Below are 25,708 nucleotides of genomic sequence, written 5' to 3' on the forward strand. Positions count from 1 at the left end.
GAGTGACCATCGCAGTGACAACGCAGCAACAGCAAAATATTCAGCCATGGAAGCTATGGTACAAGCAGCCAGCGAGCCGTTGGGAGGAAGCGCTTCCGATCGGCAATGGCCGATTGGGCGGCATGGTATTTGGAGATGCGCGCAAGGAGAGAGTGCAGCTTAACGAGGATACGTTATGGTCTGGATTTCCACGCGATACGAACAATTATGAAGCATTGCGGTATTTGAAAAAATCGCGCGAGCTTATTTTCGCCGGGCAATACGGCGAGGCCGAGACGCTTGTGCAGGATAAAATGCTAGGCATGAACACGGAGGCTTATCAGCCGCTGGGCGATCTTTATATGGAGCATCGCCAGCTAGGGAGCGGAAGCGAAACGTCTGCTTATCGCCGGGAGCTTGACCTGGGTACAGGAATTGCTTCGTCTGCCTATTCAGTAGAAGGCCGATCCTATCGCCATGAAATATTCGTAAGCGCTGTTCACCAAGTCCTGTGCATTCGCTATGAAGCGCTGGACGGAGGAGAGATTTCCCTTGCGGCAGGGCTGGAGTCGCCGCATCCGGTGCAGCTGGCGGAAGGCAGCGGCGGTGCGCTTGTACTGAGCGGGACATGCCCATCTCATATTGCCGACAACTATCATCAGGACCATCCGAGGTCGGTGCTTTATGAGCAGGGCCGCGGTGTTTCCTTCGAGGCAAGGCTGCAGGTGCTCGGTGCAGGCTCGGCCAATATCGTCAATGGAGCAGATGGTACCAGCAGTTCGCTTGTTGTAAGCGGGCATGGCACGATTACGCTGCTGCTGGCGGCCGCGTCCAATTTTGCCGGCTATCAGGTAATGCCGGTTAACGATTCCGCAGCATTGGCGCTTAAAAACAAGCAGCCGCTTGCGATTGCAGCGGAGCTTGGCTATGAGGAGCTGCGCAGCCAGCATATTGCCGAGCATCAGCGGCTTTTCCGCCGGGTAGCTATCGATCTCGGTACTAGCCCGAATGCGCTGCTTCCAACAGATGAGCGGCTTGCAGGCTATAAGCGGGGAGAGGCTGATCCGCAGCTGGAGGCTCTATATTTTCAATATGGACGGTATTTGCTTATGCAGAGCTCAAGGCCCGGCACGCAGCCAGCCAACTTGCAGGGCATATGGAATGACCGGGTACAGCCGCCATGGAACAGCAACTATACGACGAACATCAATACGCAAATGAACTATTGGCATGCGGAAATTTGTGGGCTGGGCGAATGCCATGAGCCGCTGATTGATATGATTGGCGAGCTTAGCCAGACCGGTAGCCGTACAGCATCTATTCATTATAATGCGCGCGGCTGGGTCGCCCATCATAATGTGGATCTATGGCGGGCTTCAACTCCTTCGGGCGGGCATCCAAGCTGGGCCTTCTGGCCATTCGGCGGCATTTGGCTTTGCCTGCATCTCTGGGAGCATTATGCGTTTAATCCAGATCTGGCCTACTTGCGCGAACGTGCGTATCCGGTCATGAAGCAAGCTGCGCTGTTCTGTCTGGACTGGCTGCAGGAGACGGAGGATGGCGTGCTTGTAACGGTTCCGGCAACTTCGCCGGAAAATATGTACAAGCTGCCTGATGGCAGCGGCGGAACAAGCAGCGTATCTTTGGCAACGACTATGGATATTTCGCTTATTAAAGAGCTATTCACGCTTTGCCTGCATGCAGCTGAGTTGCTAGGCGAGGATGAAGCGCTGCGCAGCGAGTGGCAGGAAGCGCTGGAGAAGCTGCCGCCATTCCAGATTGGCTCAGATGGCAGGCTGATGGAATGGGTTGAGGAATTTGAGGATCATGAGCCGGGACATCGCCATGTATCGCATTTAATTAGCCTGTATCCGGGTTTTCTGATTAATGCGGAGAAGGAGCCAGAATTGCTGGAGGCTGGACGGGAATCGCTGAGACAGCGGATTGCAAGCGGCGGCGGCCATACGGGCTGGAGCTGCGCATGGCTCATTAACTTGTATGCAAGGCTGGGCGAGCCGGAGCAGGCGCATCATTTTATTGAGACGCTGCTTTCCCGCTCGACGCATCCGAATTTGTTCGACGATCATCCGCCGTTCCAAATTGATGGGAATTTCGGTGGGACAGCGGGCATCGCTGAGCTGCTGCTCCAAAGCCATACGCAGGAGCTTTCACTGCTGCCAGCTCTGCCAAAAGCATGGCCGAACGGCTCCGTACAAGGGCTGCGGGCACGCGGCGGCTTCATTATCGATATGGAATGGAAAAATGGACGTCTTGCGTCGGCCCGCATCGAGTCGCTCTCAGGCTCGCCATGCATGGTGCGCAGCGGCGATCTGGAGCTGGCGGTGCGGACGGAAGGCGAAGGCACAGTTGCAGCAAAGCAGGGCGAGTCGTTTGAAACATCAGCTGGCGCTGTATACACCGTTGTGCCTAAGGTAGCGTTGTAAGCTTAAATCATACGCCTATATATAGAAGATTTAGCATAAGGGAGAAGTGGAAAACCATGACAGAACAGCAGTATCCATTTTTAGGCGGGAAGCTGGACATAGAGGAGCGTGTGCGCGATCTCGTATCGCGGCTGACGCTGGAGGAAAAAATATCTGCTTGACAGCAGAGCTGTCCATCGAAGGCGAGAGCATTCCGCCAAGAACGCTGACGCAGCTGACGCGCGCGGAAAACTACGATGATTATTCCGCCGCTTTATTTTTTCCTAAAAGCATATCAAGGATCGTTAGGCCGCAGGCTCTTTATGAACTTGCGGTCTTTTTTAAATATAGAAAAGGATATGATTTCGCCATCCTTTCTCTATATTTCTCGGAATGAAACGCGCCGCGCCGCTAGAGGGCGGCGGAAGCCGTTTCACCTTGCCAGTAGCGGCGGGCAGGGTGTACATCTGGGATGCTGCATTTTATAATAGAGGCGGGGCTTTCGAGAACGCTTTCTTACATGTACATCGCGGTTTTACGCTGGAAATATATGAAGTAACTGAAGAAGGGGCATTTGCTAAAGTGAAGAAACAACCCTTAATCGTCAGGAAAATGAACGATGTTCGCATTAAGCATAAGCTGATGATTTCATTTTTGCTCGTTGTCTGCATTCCGGTGCTGCTAGTCGGTATTATATTAACGGCGGCCTTTCGCCAAAATGTGCTGAGTCAGGCGACGCAGCAGACGCTGAACAACGTTGAGAAGATCAAGAAGCAGACGGATGACATCATTCGCATGCCTATTACGATTTCGGATAAGATGCTGTTTGATACCTCTCTACGCAGCACGGTGAACACCAATTATGAATCTACGTTTGAGGCTGTAAGCGCATTGTGGGAGTTTCGGGCGTTTAAAGATTATATGCAGCTGTATTCGGAAATCAACAATATTCGCTTCTATACGACAAACCAAACGATTCTCGATAACTGGGAATTCATCAAAACAAGCAAAGCCACTGAAGAGGCATCCTGGTACCAAAGTGCGATGGGGGAAGACGGCATCCACTGGATGTACATGAAGGATGAGACGAAGAAAAATAACAATTATCTCAGCCTCGTTCGAAAAATACCTTTTCCTACCTTTCGCTCAAGCGGCGTGCTGGTCATTGGCATTAATCAAGGGAAGCTGAATGCGCTGCTTAGCCAGGAGCCTTTCGATACGATGATCTTTGATGATTCCGGCTATATTGTGGCGGCCAGCAATCCAAAGCAGGTGGGGCTGAATTTGTCCAAGCTCGATTTCTCCAGCCAATTGTCTGGGAAAGGGGCGGGCACATTTGAAATTTTTTATGAAGGCAAGCGTTCTCGGCTTGTCATGGAGGAGCTCACACCACAATCAAGCCGCAATGGTTTGCGCATCGTATCCGTCTTCTCGATCGATAGCATCGTCAGCGAAGCAAATCACATTAGTATTTTGGGGCTGACGATTATGGCTATTAGTCTGGCCATTGCGTTTGTGCTTATTTATTTTTTCTCGGGATTGCTTTCTTCCCGTATGCTGCTGCTGCACAAAAATCTTAACAAAGTAGCAATGGGCGACTTGACGACGGTGTCTACGGTAGACGGCAATGATGAGATTGGGCTGCTCTCGCGGCAGTTCAATAATATGGTGGTCAGCATCAGGGGGCTGATGGACGAGGTTTCCGAGTCGCAGCGGCAGCAGGATCAGCTGGAGCTGCGGCAGAAGGATATTAAGCTGAAAATGATGGCCAGCCAAATTAATCCCCATTTTTTATTTAATGCGCTGGAGTCGATTCGCATGAAAGCCCACGTAAACGGCGAGACGGAAATTTCTTCGATTGTGCACATGCTGGGCAAGCTTATTCGCCGCAATTTGGAAATTGGCGCTGGTAAAATACGACTGAAGGATGAGCTGGAAATTGTTCGCTGCTATTTGGAAATACAGAAGTTCCGCTATGGCAATGACCGCCTCACCTTTAATTTGGAGCTGGACCCGGGTGCGCAGTCATTGGAAATCCCGCCCCTGATCATTCAGCCGTTGATCGAAAATGCGGTCATTCACGGCTTGGAAAACATCGATGAGGGTGGCTGTGTGACCGTGACGACGCTGCTTCAGGATCGGGTGCTGTATGTGCAAGTATCGGACAACGGCATTGGTATTGAGGAAGCTCGAATGGATGAAATTATGCTGGCGCTGGGGGATATGGACGAGGAGCAGGAATATCGCATTGGCCTGCGCAATGTTCATCAGCGGCTGGTGCTGCTCTATGGACAAGCTTCCGGCTTGCAGATTAAGAGCGGCGGGGAAGACGGCGGAACGACCATCTCGTTTGAAATCCCGCAAGCGCAAGGAGGGCAAGAGGATGCATAAGCTGCTTATCGTTGATGATGAGCCGATGATTCGCGCAGGGCTGCGCTCGATTATTGATTGGGAAAGCCTTGGATTTGTATGGGTAGGAGAAGCAGCTAGCGGCCCAGAGGCGCTTATTAAGCACGGCCAGCTATCCCCCGATTTAATTTTAATGGATATACGCATGCCGAGGATGGATGGTCTGCAGGTGATTGAGGAAATTCGCAAAATCGACAGCTCCTGCCATTTTCTCGTTTTGAGCGGGCATGCTGATTTCAGCTATGCGCAGCGGGCCATACAGTTCGGCATTGATGCTTATATTTTGAAGCCGGTTGATGATGAAGAGCTGCATGAGAACGTTGTACGCATCGCGGGAGTACTCGATAAGCGTTCTGAGGAGGCGGCAAGTCTCGGCCACCGGGAGACGCTGCGCCGGGAGGAGCTCCTGCAGCTTGCTGTATCGGGAGATGCGGCCAGTTATCCGGAAATATGGAAGGAGCTGAAGCAGCTTACGGGCGATTCGGCGAAGAGCTACCAGCTGCTGCTCATCGAGTGGTCAAGAACGGAGGAGCATACGTCGGCGGCAAGCATTGCGGCGAGGCGCAGATTGACAAGTGTCGTACAGAGCAATCGGGCAGGCTGGACATTTAGCTCAGGCGCGTATACCGCTGTGCTGCTGAAAGATTACGTCGTGCAGAAAGGCACGGGCGAGCTGCTGCGGCAGTGGGTTCAGCAAGCGGCACAGGAGCAGCGTTATATCGCTGTCGTGGGCGAGGCAGTGCCTGCGCTTGTACAGCTGCCGAGCAGCTATGAAGCCGTGCTTGCGGCCATCAAGCACAGCTTCCGGCTGTCAAGCGGCGAGCTTCATCTTGTTAGTGGCGAGGAGCAGGCTGTGCACGCAGAGGCGGATGAGGAGCAGCTCCAATTACGGCTGCAGGAGCTGGCCCAGAAGCTGTATTATATGCTCGACATCGGCAGCCAGGATGGCGTGCGGCTGATGCTGCAGGAAGCAGGGGAGCTGGCGAGCACGAGCCGGCTTTCCGAGCAGCGCATTAAAACCAGCTTTGCGCAAATGCTGACGATTGTGCTGAACAAGCTGACGGCGGTTCATGTGCAGCTGGCCATTCAGGACGAGCTGCGAATTGTAACGGATTTATACAAGCAGACGAACTATGACGAGATGATGATGCTGCTGGAGGACCGCCTATCGCAGCTTGCGTTCCGTCTTGGAAATTCCAGCAATGTATCGGTCATTAAGCAAATTACCGGTTTTATTGAGCGCCATTATGCGGAAAATTTAAAGCTGGAAACGCTGGCAGAGCTGTTTAATTACAATAGCGGCTACCTGGGCAAAATGTTTAAAAATTTCACCGGCGAGCATTTCAATACCTATCTCGATCAGGTGCGGCTGCGCCATGCGGTGGAGCTGCTGCAGCAGGGGCTCAAGGTCCATCAAGTATCCGAGCTGGTCGGCTATGCGAACGTCGATTATTTTCACGCTAAATTTAAAAAATATAAAGGGCTGTCGCCTTCCTCGTTCAAAGGCATGGTAAAATCAGATGCCGAGCGGCAGGAGTCCTAGACGTCAAGTGAAGGGGGAAAACGGATTGAAAATCATCGATTTGACGCATACCATTTTTGAACAAACGCCCGTTTATCCCGGCACGCCGCAGCCAACGCTTGAAACGCTGAGCACGTATGAGAAGGACGGGTTTAGAGAAACGCTGCTGACGCTTGCGTCTCATACCGGCACACATATGGATGCGCCTGCCCATATATTCGCGGATGGAACGACGCTGGAGCATATTCCTGCCCAGCAATTCGTCGGGACAGCGCTTGTCCTCTCATGCAGCGATTTACAGGCTGGTGAGCAAATTACGATGCGTTATATTGAACAGGCTCGTCCGCTGGCCGATTCGGTGGACTTTCTGCTTTTTGATACGGGCTGGTCCAAGCATTGGGGAACGGATGCGTATTTTGGCGATTATCCCTATATGACGGAGGAAGTAGCCGACTATTTAATCAACAGCGGTAAAAAAGGCGTTGGCCTCGACGTCATTGGCGTTGACCCGATTTCGGATGCAAATTTAACGATCCATAACAAAATCTTCTCCCAATCGCAAATGGTTATCGTCGAAAATTTAATTCATTTGGATCAAATAGGCGAAGGGGTATTTACTTTTTGTGCGTTGCCGCTCAAATTTCGGAATGCCGATGGCGCGCCGGTGCGTGCGATTGCCATTGTAGAGTCCTAACGAAGCAGATGAATAAACTTCCAATTACATATTTTATTTTCCAAAAATGTCCTCTGCTTGCTTTCAAGCGGAGGGCATTTTTTTACGAAATCCGTCATTTTTAGCTAATGATCCAGCCGGAATCCCTCCTTTTTTGCAGAAAAATCATATCAAAATCACATAAAAAGCAGCCTGTACGTATTTTTATATGATTTTAGGTGGAATTTGTCGGGTGCCGAGCCGAAAACGCTATCGGTTATGATGAGAACATAATAAAGAGAGAAATTCACGGATATGTAGTGTGAAAGTGAAGTTTTTAGGAGGAGCAGAGATGAAATCGTTACCAAACGTAGAACACCCGCTTAATGTGAACAAAAGCAAAGCCAATCGTTTCTGGGACCGGATGAAGCAGCAGAAATACTTGTATTTTATGTCCGTTCCGTTCGTCATCTGGGTTTTCGTATTCAGCTATGTACCGCTTTGGGGCTGGCTGATGGCTTTCCAAAACTATAAACCGGCCAAAGGATTTTTTGCGCAAAAATGGGTCGGCCTCGACAACTTCATTATGTTGTTTGGAGATGAACGCTTTTATCTCGTCCTGCGCAATACGCTGGGCATGAGTATTATGGGACTAATCGTCTCCTTTACCGTACCTGTTATTTTCGCCCTAATGCTCAATGAGATCAGAGGCCAATTTTTCAAACGCTCCATCCAGACGATTTCGTATTTGCCCCACTTTGTATCCTGGGTTGTCGTCGCTGGCCTTGTTAGCAAAATGTTGTCCACAGATAGCGGAGGTGTCAACGACCTGCTCATGTGGCTGAATATTATAGACGAGCCGATTCAATTTATGGCAAAAGGCAGCTGGTTCTGGGGCATTGTAACGATGTCCGATATGTGGAAGGAAACCGGCTGGAACTCGATCATATTCCTGGCGGCTATGGCGGGCATTGATCCCGAGCAATACGAAGCAGCGACCGTTGACGGAGCAGGAAGATTCCGTAAAATGTGGAATATTACACTACCCGGTATTCGTACCACCTTTATGGTATTGTTTATTTTGTCCATCGGGCATTTGATCAGCATTGGCTTTGAAAAGCAATTCCTTCTCGGCAACCCGCTCGTTGTCGATTATTCCGAGGTACTCGATTTATATGCGCTGAAGTATGGCATTCAAATGAGCCGCTTCTCTTACGGTACGGCGATCGGCTTATTCAACTCCGTCGTCAGCATTATACTCGTGTTTAGCGCTAACGCCATCTACAAACGCATTACGAAAGAATCGGTTATTTAGGAGGAAGCAATCATGCAGGGAACCATTAGAGCTAGATCAGAGATTATTACAGACGTCATCATTTACATTGTGATGGGTCTTGCTGGACTAATAACAATATATCCATTTTTGAACGTACTTGCTATCTCATTCAATGAATCGATGGACACGGTAAAGGGCGGCATTACGGTGCTGCCTAGAGAATTTACCTTGCAAAACTATATTACGATTTTTCAGTATAAAACCTTGCTGACCGGTTTCCAAAACTCGGTGCTGCGTACCATTATCGGTACGGTCGTAGGCGTGCTATCGGCTTCGATGATGGCGTTTGTGCTTAGCCGCCGCGAATTTCAGGCGCGCAAGCTGTTTTCACCGCTTTTCGCGATGACGATGTATTTCTCCGGCGGCATGATTCCCATCTACATGCTGATTAAAAATCTTGGTTTGATGAGCAGCTTTTGGGTATACATTATTCCGCTTATTCTGAGCGTTTGGAATATTTTCGTCGTTCGCTCCTACATTGACGGGCTGCCATACGCCCTGCAAGAGTCGGCGAAAATCGATGGCGCCAATGACTTTACGATATTCTGGCGGGTTATTTTGCCGCTGTGCCAGCCTGTTCTGGCGACAATCGCGCTATTCATTGCAGTGCAGCACTGGAATTCCTGGTTCGATACGTATTTGTACAACCAGCAGGCCGCACAGTTTACAACACTGCAATACGAGTTGATGAAGGTGCTGCAATCGACGCAGTCGGGCGCCAATTATCGGGATGCCGGTGTGCAGCAGAACCTTGCGGCAGTATCGCCGGAGTCGATCCGGATGGCCATTACGATGGTCGTTACGCTGCCTATTTTAGTCGTCTATCCTTTCCTGCAAAAATATTTTGTCAAAGGGATGACGCTCGGCTCCGTCAAGAGCTAGTGGGCGAGCCTTAGGACTTCCATATGGTAATAGCAGGTTTCCTGTTATATACAAGCTTATCGCTTCATATTTAATACCGATTAAAAGGGAGGCAACCAAAGATGAAGAAAAAGAAAACCGCTCTAATGGTCTTGCTGCTTGCAACGGCTTTGACTTTCACAGCATGCGGCTCTGGCAGCAATAATGAAGCAGGTACAGGCAATACGGGCAATGCAGGGGAAGGGGATTCCACAGAGCCAATTACAGTAAGACTGGTAGCTGGCGACCTTAACCCAGATTGGGATAACATGGAAAGCGACATCGGTAAATTCCTGAAAGAAAAAACAGGCATTACGCTGCAGCAGGAGTTCCCGGTTGGCGGATCGGATACCGACATGTTCGCTTTGATGGCAGCAAGTGGAGAGTATCCGGACATGGTTATGGCGAAGGGCAGCGTAAAAAGCTTGGTTGACGCTGGCGCGCTTCTCGACCTGACGGATCTGATTGAACAGCACGCCCCTAATATTAAAAAAGTATACGGCGAATATTTGAACCGTCTTCGTTATAGCAAAGATGATCCAGCTATTTATGAGCTACCGTCTTCTGGTGTAGGCCAAACTTATTTTGATGCCGAAGGCGGCTTCGAAATTCAGCATCAGGCACTTGAGGCGCTGGGCTACCCTGAAATTAAAACCGTTAAGGATTATGAAAATGCCATTAAATCGTACATGGAGCAAAACCCGACAACGGAGGATGGACAAAAAAGAATCGGCTTGTCGCTTAACGGCGGCGAATGGCAAATTTTAATTTCCGTTACAAACCCTGCATTCTACGCAACGGGATTGCCGGATAATGGCGAATTCGCTATTGACGAGAAAACATTCGAGACGAAGCTGCACTACCAACGTGAGGAAGAAAGAGAATACTTCCGCTGGCTGAACCATATGAACGATATCGGTCTTCTGGATAAAGAAAGCTTCGTTCAAAAATATGACCAGTACAAAGCTAAAATTGCAACGGGCCGCGTAATCGGCATTATCGACCAGAAGTGGGACTATGCACAAGCGGAAAACTCGCTGAAAGCAGAGGGCAAATTCGGTGCGACTTATGCGCGCTTCCCTGTAACACTGGATGAAAGCTATCAAGATCATTCTTACCAAGGCACAGGCTACATGGCAGGACATGGTATTGCGATTACAAAATCGGCTAAAGATCCTGTTCGTCTAATCAAGTTCCTGGATTACCTTGCCTCTGAAGAAGGCCAAATTCTCGTTAACTGGGGAATTGAAGGCAAGCATTATGAGGTTGTGGATGGCAAACGCGTATTCAAAACAGAAATTCAAGATCTCAAAACAAACGATGGAAATAAATTCAAGAAAACGACAGGTATTGAAAATTACTTGATATCGGCTCGTTATGGCGATGGCGTTAAGGATTCCACAGGCAACTACTACACAACGAAATTCCCTGAGCAGTTTAAAGCAGAATATTCGGAAGCGGACAAAAAGACTCTTGCTGCATATAAAGTGGAAATGTACAAAGAATTCTGGCCTGCCGACGATGCGTTCCCTGAGCGTCCTTACGGCGCAGCGTGGAACCTGAATTTTGAAACAGGCTCGGAAGCTGATGTTATTTTCCAAAAAACACAAGATATTATGAAGAAGCGTGTTCCAGAAGCGATTTTGGCGAAGCCGGAAAACTTCGACAAAGTATGGGATGACTTCATAGCAGATCTCGACAAAGCAGGTGCCAGCAAGCTGAACGAACAGTTCACGCAAATGGTTAAAGACCGCGTTGATTTCTGGGCGCAAAAGTAAGGGATTTCTGTGGAGGGGAGGACTCTTAAATGAGTTCTCTCCTTCATTTCTGTAAGCAGGCATGCTATGTCAATAAAAGACTAGTCAAAATGGAAGAGGAGCTGTTTTACATTGATTAATGAAAAATTGCCAAAAATTTGGTACGGTGGCGACTATAATCCGGAGCAGTGGGATGAATCTGTTATGGAAGAGGATATTCGCATGTTTAAGCTGGCGGGCATTGATGTGGCGACCGTCAATGTATTTTCGTGGGCGCGTATTCAGCCAGATGAGAATACTTATGATCTCGAATGGCTGGACCGCATCATTGATCGACTGTACAAGGACGGTATTTATGTCTGTCTGGCGACGAGTACAGGTGCTCATCCGGCATGGCTGGCGAAAAAGCACCCCGATGTGCTGCGTGTCGATTACGACGGACGCAAGCGCAAATTCGGCGGACGCCACAATTCCTGTCCAAACAGTCCGACTTACCGCAAGCTGTCCGAGCGTCTGGCTGGCACGATTGCCGAGCGCTATAAAGATCACCCTACTGTACTCGTATGGCATGTATCAAATGAATACGGCGGCTATTGCTACTGTGACAACTGCGAGGCGTCATTCCGCGTTTGGCTGGAGCAGCGTTATGGCACGCTGGAGAAGCTGAACAAGGTGTGGAATACGGCGTTTTGGGGTCATACTTTTTACGATTGGGACGAAATCGTTGCTCCTAACTCCCTTAGCGAGGAGTGGGGACATAACCGCACGAACTTCCAGGGCATCTCCATTGATTACCGCCGTTTTCAGTCGGCAAGCATGCTTGCTTGCTACAAGCTGGAATATGAAGCGATTAAGCAGCATTCGCCTAACCTGCAAGTGACGACGAATTTAATGGGTACGTATTCCGAGCTGGACTATTTCGAATGGGCAAAATATATGGACGTCGTCTCATGGGACAACTATCCGTCGATGGATACGCCGTTCAGCTTGACGGCGATGACGCATGATCTCATGCGCGGTCTCAAAAGCGGCCAGCCGTTCATGCTGATGGAGCAGACGCCGAGCCAGCAAAACTGGCAGCCGTACAACTCGCTTAAGCGTCCAGGCGTTATGAAGCTGTGGAGCTATCAGGCGGTGGCACGCGGTGCGGATACGGTGCTGTTCTTCCAGCTGCGCCGCTCGGTCGGTGCTTGTGAGAAATACCATGGCGCTTTCATTGAGCATGTCGGCCATGAGAATACCCGCGTATTCCGCGAATGCGCCGAGCTGGGCGCTCAGCTGCAGCAGCTGTCTGGCCGCATTCTCGATTCGCGCGTGAATTCCAAGGCAGCGATCGTCTACGATTGGGAAAATCGTTGGGCGGTTGAGCTGTCAAGCGGCCCGACTGTTGCGCTTAAATATCTCGATGAGGTGCATAAGTATTATGACGCCTTATTCCAAATGAATGTTCAGACGGATATGATCAGCGTGGAGGAGCAGCTCGATCGTTACGATCTGGTCATCGCTCCCGTAATGTATATGGTGAAGCCGGGCTTTGCGGAAAAGGTTGAAGCTTTCGTTGCGCGCGGCGGCACTTTCGTCACGACGTTTTTCAGCGGCATCGTCAATGAAAATGACATTGTGACGCTTGGCGGATATCCGGGCAAGCTGCGCAAGGTGCTGGGCATTTGGGCGGAGGAAATCGATGCTCTGCTGCCGGGCCAGCATAATGACATTGTACTAAATAAACCGCTTGGAGCGCTTGATAGCGGGATATACTCCGGCAGTATTTTATGCGATTTGATTCATACGGAAGGGGCTGAGGTGGTTGCTGAATATGGCTCCGAGTTTTATAAAGGCATGCCTGCGGTAACGGTTAATTCGTTCGGCGAGGGCAAAGCCTGGTACATGGCAACGAGCCCAGACAAAACGTTCCTGCAAGGCTTCATGGCCCATTTATGCGAGGCCGCTGGCATTGAATCGCTGCTTGTGACTCCAGACGGCGTTGAAGTGTCGCAGCGGGCCATTAACGGCAGCACCTTTACTTTCATTTTGAATCATAATGCCGAAGCGGTGCAGCTTTCGGAGCTGCCTAGCACGTTCACGAAAGAGCTGCTGAGCGGGGAAGCTGTAAACGGATCGCTTGCAATCGGGGCGAAGGGCGTAGCGATTTTGGAAAGCTAGGCAGCAGCCAATACAACAGCAGCGGACAAGCTCCGCATTTGCCCCTGCCCGCATATGCTGAACGTATAGAAGCATAGCTATAGGGAGGGCCGCCTATGAAGAAAGCAAATGTATTAAGCAGTCGCAAGCAGCTGGAGCTGATTTTGCTCGTGCTGGCGCTGTATGTGCTGCTCGTTCTGCTGTTGATTTCACTATTATTTTAAGCTGGATGTCCGTGCTAGTTCGGAGGATAGAAATAAGAAGGAGCATTCGACTGTTTTAGCTGCGGCTAAAGCGGGCGAATGCTCTTTTTTTAAAGGAAAATGATATGCAGCATACATAATAGCCCCTCCCATGGCAAATAATGAACCTGAACTGATGCGTCCGCGCATCTCGGGTTTAGCTTTGTGCAGCAGGGCATAACGGAAAGGGGGGCAAGTTATGACAGCAAGCAGCTCAGATAAAGGAAAATATAAAAAGATGGCGATGTCATCAAAGGAATACCAGAATTTTGCCAAAACGCGGGAGCCTTCCCGCTCCATAGGAACGAACTGTCTGAAAGCCTTTATTATTGGCGGCGGAATTTGTGTGGTGGGACAAGTGATTCAGGAGCTGTTCATGCATTTGCTCCATATGAAAGCGGAGGATGCGAGCAATCCAACGGTTGCTGTGCTCATTATCATTTCGGTTATTTTGACGAGCATTGGCGTGTACGATAAAATCGCCCAGTGGGCAGGAGCGGGCACAGCTGTGCCCGTCACAGGCTTCGCCAATTCGATGTGCTCGGCGGCGCTGGAGCATCGTGCTGAAGGGCTGGTCCTTGGCGTTGGCGCGAATATGTTCAAGCTGGCGGGCTCCGTTATCGTGTTCGGCGTCGTAGCTGCCTTCTTCGTCGGCATCGTCCATCTCATTCTCGGCACAGGAGGGCAATAATATGCTGCGTGGCAAACAGACCTGGTGGTTCGAGAAGCGCCCTGTCATTATCGGCGCGGCAACGGTAGTAGGGCCAGACGAAGGCGATGGCCCGCTGGCTGAGGATTTTGACCTTGTGCATCCCGAGCTGGATATGCAGCAGAAAAGCTGGGAGAAGGCCGAGCGGCTGCTGCTGGAGCAGGCTGCGGACTTTGCGCTCCAGAATGCCCGAATAGACAAGGAAATGGTGCAGTTTTTTGTCGGCGGCGATTTAATGAACCAAATTATAAGCAGCAGCTTTGCAGCACGGTCGCTGGGCATTCCTTATCTTGGCGTCTTCGGCGCCTGCTCGACCTCAATGGAATCGCTATCGATTGCCGCTATGCTCGTCAACTCCGGCTCTGCCGATTACGTGCTGGCGGGCACATGCAGCCATAACTGCACAGCGGAGAAGCAGTTCAGGTACCCGACGGAATATGGCTCGCAGAAGCCGCCGACGGCACAGTATACCGTCACTGGCGCTGGAGCCGGACTCGTTGCCGCTTCGGGGGACGGTCCGACCATCGAATGTGCCACGATCGGCAAAATCGTCGATCTTGGCATCACCGATCCCTTTAATATGGGCGCTGCGATGGCGCCAGCGGCCGTCGATACGATTCAAGCGCATTTTAATGATACGGGCCGTTCCCCGAGCGATTATGACCTAATCGTAACAGGCGACCTTGCTGGTGTAGGGCATCCGCTCGCCAATGAGCTGCTGCTGCAAAATGGCGTGCCGATGAATGACACGGTATTTGGCGATTGCGGCCTAATGGTGTACGATGTGAACCGCCAGAAGGTGCAGGCGGGCGGCAGCGGTTGCGGCTGCTCGGCAGTTGTTACCTACGGCCATTTGCTAAAGCGGCTCGCAAGGGGCGAGCTGAAGCGCATATTGGTCGTTGCAACGGGAGCGCTGCTGTCGCCGCTTTCATTCCAGCAGGGCGAGAGCATTCCCGGCATTGCGCATGCTGTCGCTATTTGCGGAAAGGAAGGGTAAGGCGATGATTTTTTTATGGGCATTTCTAGTTGGCGGCGCTATTTGCGTCCTAGGGCAAATTATGTTCGATGTATTCAAGCTAACCCCGGCGCATACGATGGCAATACTGGTCGTTATTGGGGCGGTGGTGGATGGCATCGGCTTATACGAGCCGCTCGTTGCCTTCGCCGGAGCAGGAGCGACGGTCCCGATTACGAGCTTCGGCAATGCGCTGGTGCACGGGGCTTTGACCGAGCTGCATGACCAAGGCTGGATTGGCGTTATTTCCGGCATATTTAAAGTGACGAGCTCGGGCATCTCGGCTGCGATTATCTTCTCGTTCCTGGCGGCATTGGTTATTCGGCCAAAGGGGTAATAGATTGGAAAACTGGAGGGTCCTGTGGGATCCTCCAGTTTTTTTTGGAAATTGATGCATTTGTACTTACTTGCTGGACTGCTGTAAAATGGAACTATATGCCTTTATCCATCTTGATATGCTGCGGGAGGTTATTCATATGGAAACGCGTCAGGTTGACATGCAATTATGCGCATCTATTCTTACTAATCTAAATTATAGTATTTTGGGAAAACAAGAGCAAATCGAAAGGCTGATGATTGCCGTGATCGGCGGCGGGCATGTGCTGCTAGAGGACGTTCCCGGCACGGGGAAGACGCAGCTCGTAAAGGCGCTGGCCCGTTCAATCGGCGGCCAGTTCAGGCGCATTCAGTGCAATCCGGATTTGCTGCCCACCGATATAACCGGCGTATCGATTTATCATCCGAAGCAGGAGGAGTTTTTGTTCAGGCCAGGTCCAGTCATGACCAATTTGCTGCTGGCTGACGAGATCAATCGGGCGACGACCAAAACCCAATCCGCGCTGCTGGAGGCGATGGAGGAGGGCCATGTGACAGTAGATGGCGACACCTACGCCCTGCCGCATCCGTTTATGCTGCTTGCCACGCAAAATCCGATTGAGTTTGAAGGTACTTATTTGCTGCCCGAAGCGCAGCTTGACCGTTTTATGATGAAGCTTTCGCTCGGCTATCCTAGCGAGGAAGACGAGCAGAAGATGATTATGGGCAGCGAGGTGCGGCTGCTTCCGGAAAGCCAGATTGCCCAAATTGCCGATGTGGACGATATGATCCGCATTCAGCAGCAGGTGCAGGCGGTCCATATGGATGAGGCCGTGGCAAAATATTTGGTCAGCATTGTCAGAGCTACGCGAGAGCATCCTGGCATTCAGCTTGGCGCTAGCCCGCGTGCTGCGCTTTCCTTTGCCAGGGCAGCCAAAGCAGCTGCTTATTTGGATCAGCGCAGCTTTGTTACTCCTGATGATGTGAAGAAGCTTGCTTCGCATGTGCTGTCTCACCGGCTTTCCTTGCATACGGAGGCTAGAATGAACGGCCACAAAGCGAGCGAGCTGGTAGATCAAATCATGGAACAGGTAAGAGTGCCGGTGAGATTGGAGCGCTGATATGGAAATGCTGACGCTCAGCCTGCAACGCAGACGACTGCTCATAAGCGCGTTCCTGTATGGAGGAGCGCTGCTATATTTATTATTTCAAGGCGGCAAAACGGCCGTGATGTTGTTCGTTATTATGAATGGGCTGCTGCTTTATTTGATGCTAGGGCGCTTTAGCGGCATAAGCCAAGTAAGCGGCACCCGAAGCTTGCGCAAATCGGATGGCGGCCATGGCGATTACGCGCTGGCGGCCGGAAGCTGTCTTACGGTCAAGCTTTCGGTGAAGGTGCCCGGTTATTATCCGATACCGTTTGTGCTGGTCCGTGATCAATTGCTGCGCAACAATGGACAAGCGCTGCAATTCGAATCCTCCTTCGTGCCGAATTTGAAGCGCTCCGGCGAAGTGCTGTATACGACACCTCCGCTGCAGCGCGGTGAATACCGCTTCGGAGCTACCGCATGCTCCTCCCATGACGTATTCGGGCTGTTTGAGCATTCGGGCAGCTTTATGGAGGAATCGGTGTTCAGCGTCATGCCCCAAATCGTCCCCCTGCGCCAGCAGCGAGGTCTGCAGCTTGGCGCACGCGGACCTTACTCCCACGCTATCGCTTCACGCTCGGCAAAGGAGACGACGCAAATCAATGGCGTACGCGAATATGTGCCTGGCGACCGCTTGTCGCGGATTCACTGGCATGCGACGGCGCGCACGGGACATTGGAAGTCCAAGGAGTTTGAGCGGGAGTCGCTGCCACGAACGCTCATTATTATCGACCGCGAGGCCAAGGCGTACAGCGGAGCGCGGGCAGAGCGCTTTGAGCTCGTGGTATCAGCGGCCGCTTCGCTCATTGAAAGCGGCGGGCGAGGCGACACGGCTATGGGACTGCTGTCTGCCGGATCGCAGCGGGCCATCTTCCCGCCTAAGTCGGGTGCCGACCAACGGGGCGCGATTATGCAGCATTTAACGGCGGTGAATGCAGATGCGGAGCAGCCATTATTTCAGACGCTGCTTGCGTCGGAGTCGCTGCTTGATTCGGGATCCATCGCGCTTGTGATTTCCGCAGCACCGGGCAAGGAGGCGAGCACGAGCTTGGAATGGCTCGCACGCAAAGGGCTAAAGCCTTGCCTGCTCCATATTGCGGACGTGGGCGGCCTAGCTGCAGCGATGAACCAAGACTGGCAGAAGCTGCTGCGCGCCCGAGGCTGGCCGGTATTCACACTTACGCAGCTGCCTGAGCTGCCGGCTGTGCTTGAAGGAGGCGGCGGAGCATGAGAAGCGGAATGAATAGATTGAAAGAATATGCCGCATTCGAGTGGTATGGGCGAATATCGCGGATCATTATTATTTTTTCGTTGATCAATTCGATTGCGGTTTTTGAAAACTATTGGTGGAAATCTACGTTTACCTGTATTTATATGACGCTGCTGCTTGCGGGTGCAGTTGACGTCTTGCTTCCTGCGATGAGGCGCAGGCTGCGGATGCCGCTCCAACTGTTACTCATCGTCGTATCAACATGGATAGTGGTAGGCGCATCTCCCAGCTTTTCCGGCTCAGAGGAAGGCGTGCGGAAAATCGCCGCTATTCTTTGGAGCCTGCTGCTCCAATTCCACCCCTATATTTGGTTTAGCTTGGTTATGCTTGCGATGTATGGGCTGTTCAGTGTCTGGACGACGTCACGTATTCGCATATTCGGATTTATTGGGGCGAATTTGCTCGTTTTGACCGTAGCCGATTCGTTTACCCCAATTTGGCTTTGGGACAATGTGGCTTGGGTCGTATTGCTGGGGCTCATATGGCTGGCAGCGGGGCATTTGCATCATTTTCAGCGTCACCATCCAGGAAGCTGGAAGGAGCTGCTGCATTATCCTTTGCAATTATTTATGCCTATCGCGGCGGTGCTTGCGCTGCTGATGGCCGCAGGCCTGATTATGCCATCGATTTCGCCCGTACTGCGGGACCCGTATACGATATGGAAAGAATCGAAGGGCGAGAAGGTTAATGTTTTTTTAGGCGAAAAAGGCTCGGATCCGGGAGGGGTAACGCTGGATACAAGCTCCGGCTACGGGCGTGATGATGACCAGCTTGGCGGCGGCTTTAACTTCGATTATTCGCCAGTCATGACGGTTGCAAGCTCCCATCGGAGCTATTGGAGAGGGGAAACAAAATCGTTTTATACCGGCAGCGGCTGGCTGGAGCTGGATGAGGGAGCGGAGCCTAACAACGTCAATCAGCTGAAAAAGGAGCAGGAGCTTTCCCTGCCGTATGACCGCAAGCTGGCAGATACGATTGAAGTGGAGCAGACGGTGACGATGATACGTAAAGACCAGTATCCCGTTTTATTTGCGGCCGCCCCGATTAACCGAATTCACTGGATCAATGATCCGGAAGCGAATTTGTCCTACCGGCTCACCTGGGCTCCTGACGATCAGGAGCTGCGTTTTCCATTGCAGGGAAGGGGAAGGCAGCCATATCCGGAAAGCTACTCTGTCGTTTCCACTGTTCCCGTGCTGGATGAAGTGAAGCTCCGCAGTACCGATGCGCGCTTAGATAGCTCTAGTGAACAGGAACATTATACACAGCTTCCAGATCAATTGCCTGACGAGCTCATGCAGCTTGCCGAGGAATTGACTAAAAATGCGACTAATGACTATGATCGGGCAAAAATGCTGGAATCGTATTTGCGTTTGAATTTTGCCTATACGAATGAGCCTGATCTGGGCAAGCTGACGGGTGATTCTGACGATTTTGTCGCCCAGTTTCTGTTTGAAATCAAGGAAGGCTACTGCGATTATTTTTCTACGGCTATGGCGGTGCTGGCCCGTTCCGTCGACCTGCCTACGCGCTGGGTGAAGGGATTTGCGCCAGGGGCCTTGCCTGTCCTCGGTGCTGATGCAGCGGAGCGCTTCGATATCGATACGTTTTTACAAGGAGAAGGCACGTATACGGTTCGCAATTCCGATGCCCATTCTTGGGTGGAAATCTATTTTGCAGGTTATGGCTGGGTTTCCTTTGAGCCGACGGCAGGATTTGCTTTTCCTTATACAATTGCCGGAGAAGATGCGGCAGCGCCTACACCAGAAGTAGAAGAGGACACGGATGAGGCGGACAAGGCGGCAACTGCCGAAAAAACAGATGTTTCGTACAAAGGTTTTTATATTGCAGGTATTTCCCTGCTTGTATTATTGCTGGCGGTTAGCTTAATTGTACGCCGTCAAGCGCTGAAGGCAGCGTGGCTGCGCTTCCGGTTCCGCTCCTATACGGCGAATGACCGCATCGTATGGGAAACGGAGCGCCTGCTCCGCGTTTGTCGGAGGAAGGGGCTAAAGCGCTCCGAGCATGAGACGCTGCGGGAAGCCGTGCAGCGCTTTGCGCAGCATCGTACAGATATTCGCAGCGAGCTCACTCAGCTGCTGAATGATTTTGAACGAGCCAAATACAGTGGCACAGCGGCAACGCCAGAAGAGGCGGAGCAGTTTGTGAACAAAGTAAAGCATGTCATTTCGCTATTATAATGAATAGCTTTTATCCGACTATATATAGAAGGAAAAATTCAGCCTGCCGCTGCCCAAGCAATGGACAGCGGTATTTTTTTGCAACAAAATCGTTTTTTATGTTATAGTTTCGTAAGATAGCAGGAGAATAGCAAAGGGGTTTAACGCTTATGTTCAAGAAACTGTTGCCACATATGCGTGTGGATACGGTTTATGATATTCAATTAGATGAGCTGCATAAGAATGGAATTCGCGGCATTATTACGGATCTGGATAATACGCTTGTGGGAGCGCGGGTGCCGCTTGCAACGCCCGAACTGGTCAAATGGCTGGACGATGTCCGTGAGCGCGGCTTTAAAGTCGTTATCGTATCGAATAATAATGTAACCAGAGTGTCCAAATTTGCAATGCCTTTGAACATTCCGTTTATTCATGCTGCGCGCAAGCCGGCTAACACGTCGTTTCGCAAAGGGCTAAAGGTATTGGAGCTGAAAGCGGAAGAGACGGTAGTCATTGGCGATCAGATGCTGACGGATGTGCTGGGCGGCAATCGAATGGGATTATATACGATTCTTGTAGCGCCAATTGCTCCTGCTGATGAAGGAATCATGACCCGGGTCAACCGCCGAATTGAGCGTATCGCCAAATCGAGCCTTGGCAAAAATGGGTTATGGAATGAGGGGGAGAAGAAGTGAAGGAAGAGCAGCTTAGTCTGGCCGCACAGTCTTGTGCGGGCTGTGGCGTAAAACTGCAAACGGAAAATGCAGAGCTTCCTGGCTTTGTGCCAGAGCAGGCAGTAGTAAGGGAGCCGGCCATATGCCAGCGTTGTTTCCGTATTCGCAATTATAATGAAGCATCGTCGGTGACGGTGGACCAAAATGAGTTTCTGAAGCTGCTCAGCAGCGTAGCAACAACGGACAGCCTCGTTGTGCATATTGTCGATTTGTATGATTTTGAGGGCAGTTTGATTTCGGGCTTGCAGCGCTTTGTAGGCAACAATCCCGTGCTGCTGGTCGTCAACAAAGTCGATTTGCTGCCAAAATCAATGAACCTGAACCGTCTCCGCAACTGGGTGCAGCAGCAGGCGAAGAGCGAGGGGCTGCGTACGCTGGATATCGTGCTGTGCAGCGCCAAGCGCAACATTGGTTTCGAGCATGTTATTGAGGCGCTTGATCGTCATCGTAAAGGGCGCGATGTGTATGTGGTCGGCGCAACCAATGTTGGCAAATCTACGCTGATTAATCGCTTGATTAAAGATTACAGCGATTTGGAGCGCGAGCTGACGACATCCCGCTATCCGGGAACGACGCTTGATGCTGTACACATTCCGCTGGATGATGACAGGTTCATCATCGATACGCCCGGCATCGTCTATCCGACGCGGATGACGGAAATTGTGCCGCGTGGATTTCTGCAGTCGCTGCTGCCGGACAAGCCAATCAAGCCGCTTGTGTACCAGCTTAATGACCAGCAGACGCTGTTTATCGGCAGCTTGGTCCGTTTTGATTTTGTAGAGGGTGAACGCCAATCGTTTACGCTGTACATTTCCAATGCGCTGAATGTGCACCGGACGAAGATGGAGCGCGCGGATGCGCTTTATGAGGATCATCAGGGCGAACTGCTCGGCGGACCTTCTCGCGAAGAGCTTGCCGAGATGCCAGCATGGACGCGCCACTCGCTGCGCGTGCCGCGGGGAGCAAGGAAGGATGTATTCATCTCTGGCCTAGGCTGGATTCAGGTGAACGGCGATGCAGGCGCCTTGCTCGATTTATATGCCCCGAAAGGCATCAAGGTGCTGCTAAGGGATTCATTGATTTAACGGCTATGATGGGTTAAGCTCGTCATCATGCTTACACTTCATGGGCAGCTGAGAGGGGATATTGGCGGAAATGAGTGCGGGAGAAATCCATACAGCAATGCAGCGCATTGACAGCCATACGGTGCTTTACGGAGTAATTGGTGACCCCATTCATCATTCCAAGTCGCCTATTATGCTGAATCGCGCTTTTCAGGAAACGGGCATTAACGGTGTTTATTTGGCTTTCCACATTACGGCAGACAAGCTGTCCGCTTTCGTTAGCGGCGTTCGGGCGATGGGTATTCGGGGAGTGAATGTGACGATTCCTCATAAATTGGATATGATGAAGGAAATGGATGAAATCGACGAAAGCGCGCGAGCGGTAGGGGCGATGAACACCATTGTCAACGATAACGGACGCCTGATTGGCTACAACACGGACGGCATTGGCTACGTTCGTTCCCTTAAGGAAGAGGCGGAGCCGGAGCTTGCTGGGAAAAAGATTGTTGTGATCGGCGCTGGCGGAGCTGCGCGCGGCATTGTTTATGCGCTGTCAGGCGAGCAGCCGGAGCGCATTACAATCGCGAACCGCTCGCTCGGCAAGGCTGAGGAACTGGCTGCAGCGATGCAGCGCCGCGCTGATATCGCGGCGGTCACGAATGACGAGCTGCGCAAGGTATGCGCGGACGCGGACGTCGTGATCAATACGACATCTTTAGGCATGTATCCGAATGTGGGCGAAAGTCCGCTTGATGCTTCGTGGCTGAAAGAGGGCTGCGTCGCCAGCGATTTAATATACAATCCACTGCAGACGAAGTTTTTGCAGGATGCTGCGCTTCATGGCTGCCGGACCCATGGCGGTCTGGGCATGTTTATTTATCAAGGCGCATATGCTTTCGAATATTGGACAGGGCAGCCTGCACCTGTTCAAGCGATGCGCGAAACGGTACTCGCTGCCCTCCAGGGCTAGCAACTTTTTCTTATTACTATTTGAAAGAAGGAACATAGAGCGATGCTTACAGGGAAACAAAAACGTTATTTGCGCGCGATGGCGCATCATTTACAGCCGATTTTTCAGGTCGGCAAAGGTGGAACGAATGACCATCTTATTCGTCATATTAATGAGTCGATTGAACTTCGCGAGCTGATCAAGCTATCCGTGCTGAACAACTGCATGGACGATCCGAAGGAAATCGGAGTTGAAGTAGCGGCAGCGGCTAAAGCCGAGCTGGTACAGGTTATCGGCAAAACGATTGTGCTATACAAACGCGCATCGGAAGAGAAAAACCGCAAAATCGAGTTGCCAGCTGTCAAAGCGGGACGCTAAGGGCTCGCGAGGAAATGAGTTCTCGCTTTTGCTGGCAAAGTATGCAGCGGAATTTATTTCACCGCAATGACTAAGCGCGAAGTTTACAGACAAGGAGGACTGCGGCTATGCGTAAAATCGGCATTATGGGCGGAACGTTCGATCCCATTCATCTCGGACATCTCATTGCCGCAGAAACAGCGCGTACAAGCTGCGGGCTGGATGAGGTGTGGTTTATTCCCTCGTTTTTGCCTCCGCTCAAAAGCCATGAGCCTGGCGAGCACAGCGAGCTGCGGCTGCAGATGGTGCAGGAAGCGATAAGCGGCAATCCCCATTTTCGTGCACTGGATATTGAGCTTGCAAGAGGCGGGCTCAGCTATTCCATCGATACGGTTCTGGAACTGAGGCATTTGCATCCGCAGGATTCCTTCTCTTATATAATTGGAGCCGACCGGGTCAATGATTTACCCGGGTGGCACCGGATTGAGGAACTGGCAGAGCGAGTTGCTTTCATCGGGCTTAACCGGGAAGGCACGGAGGCGATAGGCCGCGCGCTGCCGGATTCCTTGCAGCAGCGGCTGACGTTTGTGGATATGCCGCCAATCGGCATTTCATCTACGGCGATTCGCGAAGCGATTCAAGCTGGCGGCAGCTTCCGCTATCTCGTACCGGAGGCTGTGTTTCATTTCATTACGAGGAGGGGCCTTTATGGAGCGCGATCAAATGATTGAGTCGGTGAAGGCGCAAATGCCCGAGAAACGCTGGAAGCATACCGAAGGCGTGATGGCAACGGCGGCTGCGCTAGCGGTAAGGTTCGGTGAAAACCCGGAGCAGGCTGAACTGGCGGCAATTTTGCATGATGTGGCGAAATATTGGCCAGTCGACCGCATGGAGAAGGTGCTGCGCGATCAGCAGCTGGCTCCCGAATTGCTGGCACAGGATAAAAATTTATGGCATGCCGAAGTGGGCGCCTGGGTGGCGGAGCATGAATATGGCGTGACAGATGCGCTGGTGCTCAATGCCATTCGCTTCCATACTTCGGGCCGCCTTGCGATGACGCGTCTGGACAAGGTTGTTTGTCTGGCGGATTATATGGAGCCTGGGCGCGATTTTCCCGGTGTCGACGACATCCGCAGGCTGAGCAAGGATAGCTTGGAGCAGGCGCTGCTGGCGGGATTTGATTCGACGATTCTGCTGCTGCTCAAAAAAGGCAAGGCCATTTTTCCACTGACAATAGAAGCACGTAATGGTTTAATAGAAGAGTTAAAAACAGGAGGCTGAGTTATGACGGTACATTCGGAGGAGCTTCTGCAAGCAACGGTTGCTGCAGCGGAAGATAAGAAGGCTATGCGTATTGTAGCTTTGAATTTGCAGGAAATTTCCCTGGTAGCGGATTATTTCGTAATCTGCTCGGGTAATTCGGATACACAGGTACAGGCGATTGTGACGGAAATTCGTAAATCGGCGGAGCAGCGCGGCGTTCGTGTTCGCGGGATTGAAGGCATGGATTCGGCCCGCTGGGTGCTGGTTGACCTTGGCGATGTGGTTGTTCACGTATTCCACCGCGACGAGCGTGACTATTATAATATTGAAAAGCTTTGGTCTGACGCCAAAGTTGTGGAATTCGCATGAGCTTGATTGCCGGTACAACAATAACGTTAAGGGTGGCACGCGAAGTGTCGCCCTACGGCTATTTTTTGACCGATGGCGAATCCGAGGTGCTGATGCATTATACGGAGCTGGTCGGAAGCAAGCCCAAAGTTAACAATGAGGTTGAAGTCTTTATATTTTTTGATACCGAGGATCGACTGGCTGCAACGATGAAGCGTCCGCTGGTGAAGCTCGGCGAGCTGGCTCGCCTAAAGGTAGCGGATGTGCATCCGCGGCTGGGCTGTTTTCTCGAAATCGGGCTTGGCCGCCAGCTGCTGCTGCCGCTTTCGGAGCTGCCGGAAAATGTCGATTATCGTCCGCTGCCGGGTGATGAGGTTCACATTGTGCTGGGCCATGACAAAAGCGGCAGACTTATCGCCCGGCTTGCAGGCGAGGATGAGCTTGGGCCGCTCGTATTTGCGGCACCAGATTCCTGGCGCAACCAGTGGATCCATGGCTGGGTAACAAAGTCCCTGCAAATGGGCTCTTTCGTCCTGATTGACGGCGGAGTTGTCGGCTTTGGCGCATATGGTCTTATTCCGGCACCGGATCGCGTGCGCGCGCTTCGTCTTGGCGAGCGGGTATCGGCGCGCATTACCTTTATCCGCGAGGATGGACGGGTGAATCTGTCGATGGGCCAGCAGAAGGAAGTGGGCCGTCTAGAGGATGCCGACCGTCTGCTTGCCTTTTTGAAGGAGCGTCCGGGCGGCGGCATGCCTTATTCCGATGAGACGGAAGCGGGCATCATTAAGCAAAAATTCGGCATCAGCAAATCGGCATTTAAACGTGCGATTGGCAAGCTGATGCGCGAGCGTCTGATTACCCAGAAGGGCAGTTGGACCTATCTAGTGGAAGCGGCTGGAGACAGCGAAGCAGCAGGCGATGCTGTTAAGTCGAACACTAGCGAAGCCTCTGCTTCCGAAGGCTCATCTGAGGATTAAGGAGGGCTATCTAG

22 protein-coding genes are annotated in these 25,708 nt (G+C 51.6%); all 22 read left to right on the top strand.

Annotated features, from left to right (window positions below):
* Window positions 1–14 precede the first annotated feature (14 nt).
* The 22 genes from MHB80_RS09920 to MHB80_RS10025 all read left to right on the top strand — a co-directional run bounded on the left by MHB80_RS09920 (window position 15) and on the right by MHB80_RS10025 (window position 25,694).
* A complete protein-coding gene (locus MHB80_RS09920; RefSeq protein ID WP_341281979.1) occupies window positions 15–2,423 on the top strand; it encodes a glycoside hydrolase family 95 protein in 2,409 nt (802 codons plus the stop codon).
* A gap of 372 nt (window positions 2,424–2,795) precedes the next feature.
* Window positions 2,796–4,793 (top strand): sensor histidine kinase, encoded by a 1,998-nt coding sequence (locus MHB80_RS09925; protein ID WP_341281980.1) that lies wholly within the window; start codon window positions 2,796–2,798, stop codon window positions 4,791–4,793.
* Window positions 4,786–6,354, top strand: coding sequence for a response regulator transcription factor (locus MHB80_RS09930; RefSeq protein ID WP_341281981.1), 1,569 nt, complete (start codon window positions 4,786–4,788; stop codon window positions 6,352–6,354). Before MHB80_RS09925 ends, MHB80_RS09930 begins: the two co-directional genes overlap by 8 nt.
* Window positions 6,355–6,379: 25 nt before the next feature.
* Complete coding sequence (locus MHB80_RS09935; RefSeq protein ID WP_341281982.1) at window positions 6,380–7,027, top strand: cyclase family protein; 648 nt, start codon at window positions 6,380–6,382, stop codon at window positions 7,025–7,027.
* A gap of 382 nt (window positions 7,028–7,409) precedes the next feature.
* Window positions 7,410–8,300, top strand: coding sequence for an ABC transporter permease subunit (locus tag MHB80_RS09940; RefSeq protein ID WP_341282928.1), 891 nt, complete (start codon window positions 7,410–7,412; stop codon window positions 8,298–8,300).
* 12 nt (window positions 8,301–8,312) lie between these two features.
* The gene (locus MHB80_RS09945; RefSeq protein WP_341281983.1) at window positions 8,313–9,203 is read left to right on the top strand and encodes a carbohydrate ABC transporter permease; all 891 of its coding nucleotides are present in this window, start codon (window positions 8,313–8,315) and stop codon (window positions 9,201–9,203) included.
* A 101-nt stretch (window positions 9,204–9,304) separates the two neighbouring features.
* Window positions 9,305–10,999, top strand: a complete 1,695-nt coding sequence (locus MHB80_RS09950; RefSeq protein WP_341281984.1) for an ABC transporter substrate-binding protein — start codon at window positions 9,305–9,307, stop codon at window positions 10,997–10,999.
* A gap of 111 nt (window positions 11,000–11,110) precedes the next feature.
* Entirely contained in the window at window positions 11,111–13,141 is a 2,031-nt protein-coding gene (locus MHB80_RS09955; protein ID WP_341281985.1) for a beta-galactosidase, read from the top strand.
* Window positions 13,142–13,561: 420 nt separating this feature from the next.
* Window positions 13,562–14,053 carry a stage V sporulation protein AC gene (spoVAC, locus tag MHB80_RS09960; RefSeq protein ID WP_341281986.1) on the top strand — a complete coding sequence of 164 codons (492 nt, stop codon included), beginning with the start codon at window positions 13,562–13,564 and terminating at the stop codon, window positions 14,051–14,053.
* Window position 14,054: 1 nt separating this feature from the next.
* Window positions 14,055–15,068, top strand: a complete 1,014-nt coding sequence (gene spoVAD, locus MHB80_RS09965; protein WP_341281987.1) for a stage V sporulation protein AD — start codon at window positions 14,055–14,057, stop codon at window positions 15,066–15,068.
* A gap of 4 nt (window positions 15,069–15,072) precedes the next feature.
* On the top strand, window positions 15,073–15,423 hold the full coding sequence (gene spoVAE, locus MHB80_RS09970) for a stage V sporulation protein AE (protein WP_341281988.1): 351 nt from the start codon (window positions 15,073–15,075) through the stop codon (window positions 15,421–15,423).
* A gap of 139 nt (window positions 15,424–15,562) precedes the next feature.
* A complete protein-coding gene (locus tag MHB80_RS09975; protein ID WP_341281989.1) occupies window positions 15,563–16,522 on the top strand; it encodes a MoxR family ATPase in 960 nt (319 codons plus the stop codon).
* Window position 16,523: 1 nt separating this feature from the next.
* Window positions 16,524–17,780, top strand: a complete 1,257-nt coding sequence (locus MHB80_RS09980; protein WP_341281990.1) for a DUF58 domain-containing protein — start codon at window positions 16,524–16,526, stop codon at window positions 17,778–17,780.
* Complete coding sequence (locus MHB80_RS09985) at window positions 17,777–20,020, top strand: transglutaminase domain-containing protein (RefSeq protein ID WP_341281991.1); 2,244 nt, start codon at window positions 17,777–17,779, stop codon at window positions 20,018–20,020. Before MHB80_RS09980 ends, MHB80_RS09985 begins: the two co-directional genes overlap by 4 nt.
* Window positions 20,021–20,169: 149 nt before the next feature.
* Window positions 20,170–20,694 carry a YqeG family HAD IIIA-type phosphatase gene (locus MHB80_RS09990; protein ID WP_341281992.1) on the top strand — a complete coding sequence of 175 codons (525 nt, stop codon included), beginning with the start codon at window positions 20,170–20,172 and terminating at the stop codon, window positions 20,692–20,694.
* On the top strand, window positions 20,691–21,818 hold the full coding sequence (gene yqeH, locus MHB80_RS09995; protein ID WP_341281993.1) for a ribosome biogenesis GTPase YqeH: 1,128 nt from the start codon (window positions 20,691–20,693) through the stop codon (window positions 21,816–21,818). Before MHB80_RS09990 ends, yqeH begins: the two co-directional genes overlap by 4 nt.
* A 70-nt stretch (window positions 21,819–21,888) precedes the next feature.
* On the top strand, window positions 21,889–22,767 hold the full coding sequence (gene aroE / locus MHB80_RS10000) for a shikimate dehydrogenase (protein ID WP_341281994.1): 879 nt from the start codon (window positions 21,889–21,891) through the stop codon (window positions 22,765–22,767).
* A 42-nt stretch (window positions 22,768–22,809) separates the two neighbouring features.
* The gene (gene yhbY, locus MHB80_RS10005; protein ID WP_046229655.1) at window positions 22,810–23,124 is read left to right on the top strand and encodes a ribosome assembly RNA-binding protein YhbY; all 315 of its coding nucleotides are present in this window, start codon (window positions 22,810–22,812) and stop codon (window positions 23,122–23,124) included.
* Window positions 23,125–23,231: 107 nt separating this feature from the next.
* Complete coding sequence (gene nadD / locus MHB80_RS10010; RefSeq protein WP_341281995.1) at window positions 23,232–23,834, top strand: nicotinate-nucleotide adenylyltransferase; 603 nt, start codon at window positions 23,232–23,234, stop codon at window positions 23,832–23,834.
* On the top strand, window positions 23,812–24,384 hold the full coding sequence (gene yqeK, locus MHB80_RS10015; RefSeq protein WP_341281996.1) for a bis(5'-nucleosyl)-tetraphosphatase (symmetrical) YqeK: 573 nt from the start codon (window positions 23,812–23,814) through the stop codon (window positions 24,382–24,384). Before nadD ends, yqeK begins: the two co-directional genes overlap by 23 nt.
* A 3-nt stretch (window positions 24,385–24,387) precedes the next feature.
* The gene (gene rsfS, locus MHB80_RS10020; RefSeq protein WP_341281997.1) at window positions 24,388–24,735 is read left to right on the top strand and encodes a ribosome silencing factor; all 348 of its coding nucleotides are present in this window, start codon (window positions 24,388–24,390) and stop codon (window positions 24,733–24,735) included.
* The gene (locus MHB80_RS10025; protein WP_341281998.1) at window positions 24,732–25,694 is read left to right on the top strand and encodes a S1-like domain-containing RNA-binding protein; all 963 of its coding nucleotides are present in this window, start codon (window positions 24,732–24,734) and stop codon (window positions 25,692–25,694) included. The genes rsfS and MHB80_RS10025 overlap by 4 nt, the downstream gene beginning before the upstream one ends.
* Window positions 25,695–25,708 lie beyond the last annotated feature (14 nt).

Origin of the sequence: Paenibacillus sp. FSL H8-0537 (assembly GCF_038051995.1) — a bacterium.
Classification (GTDB): Bacteria; Bacillota; Bacilli; order Paenibacillales; family Paenibacillaceae; genus Pristimantibacillus.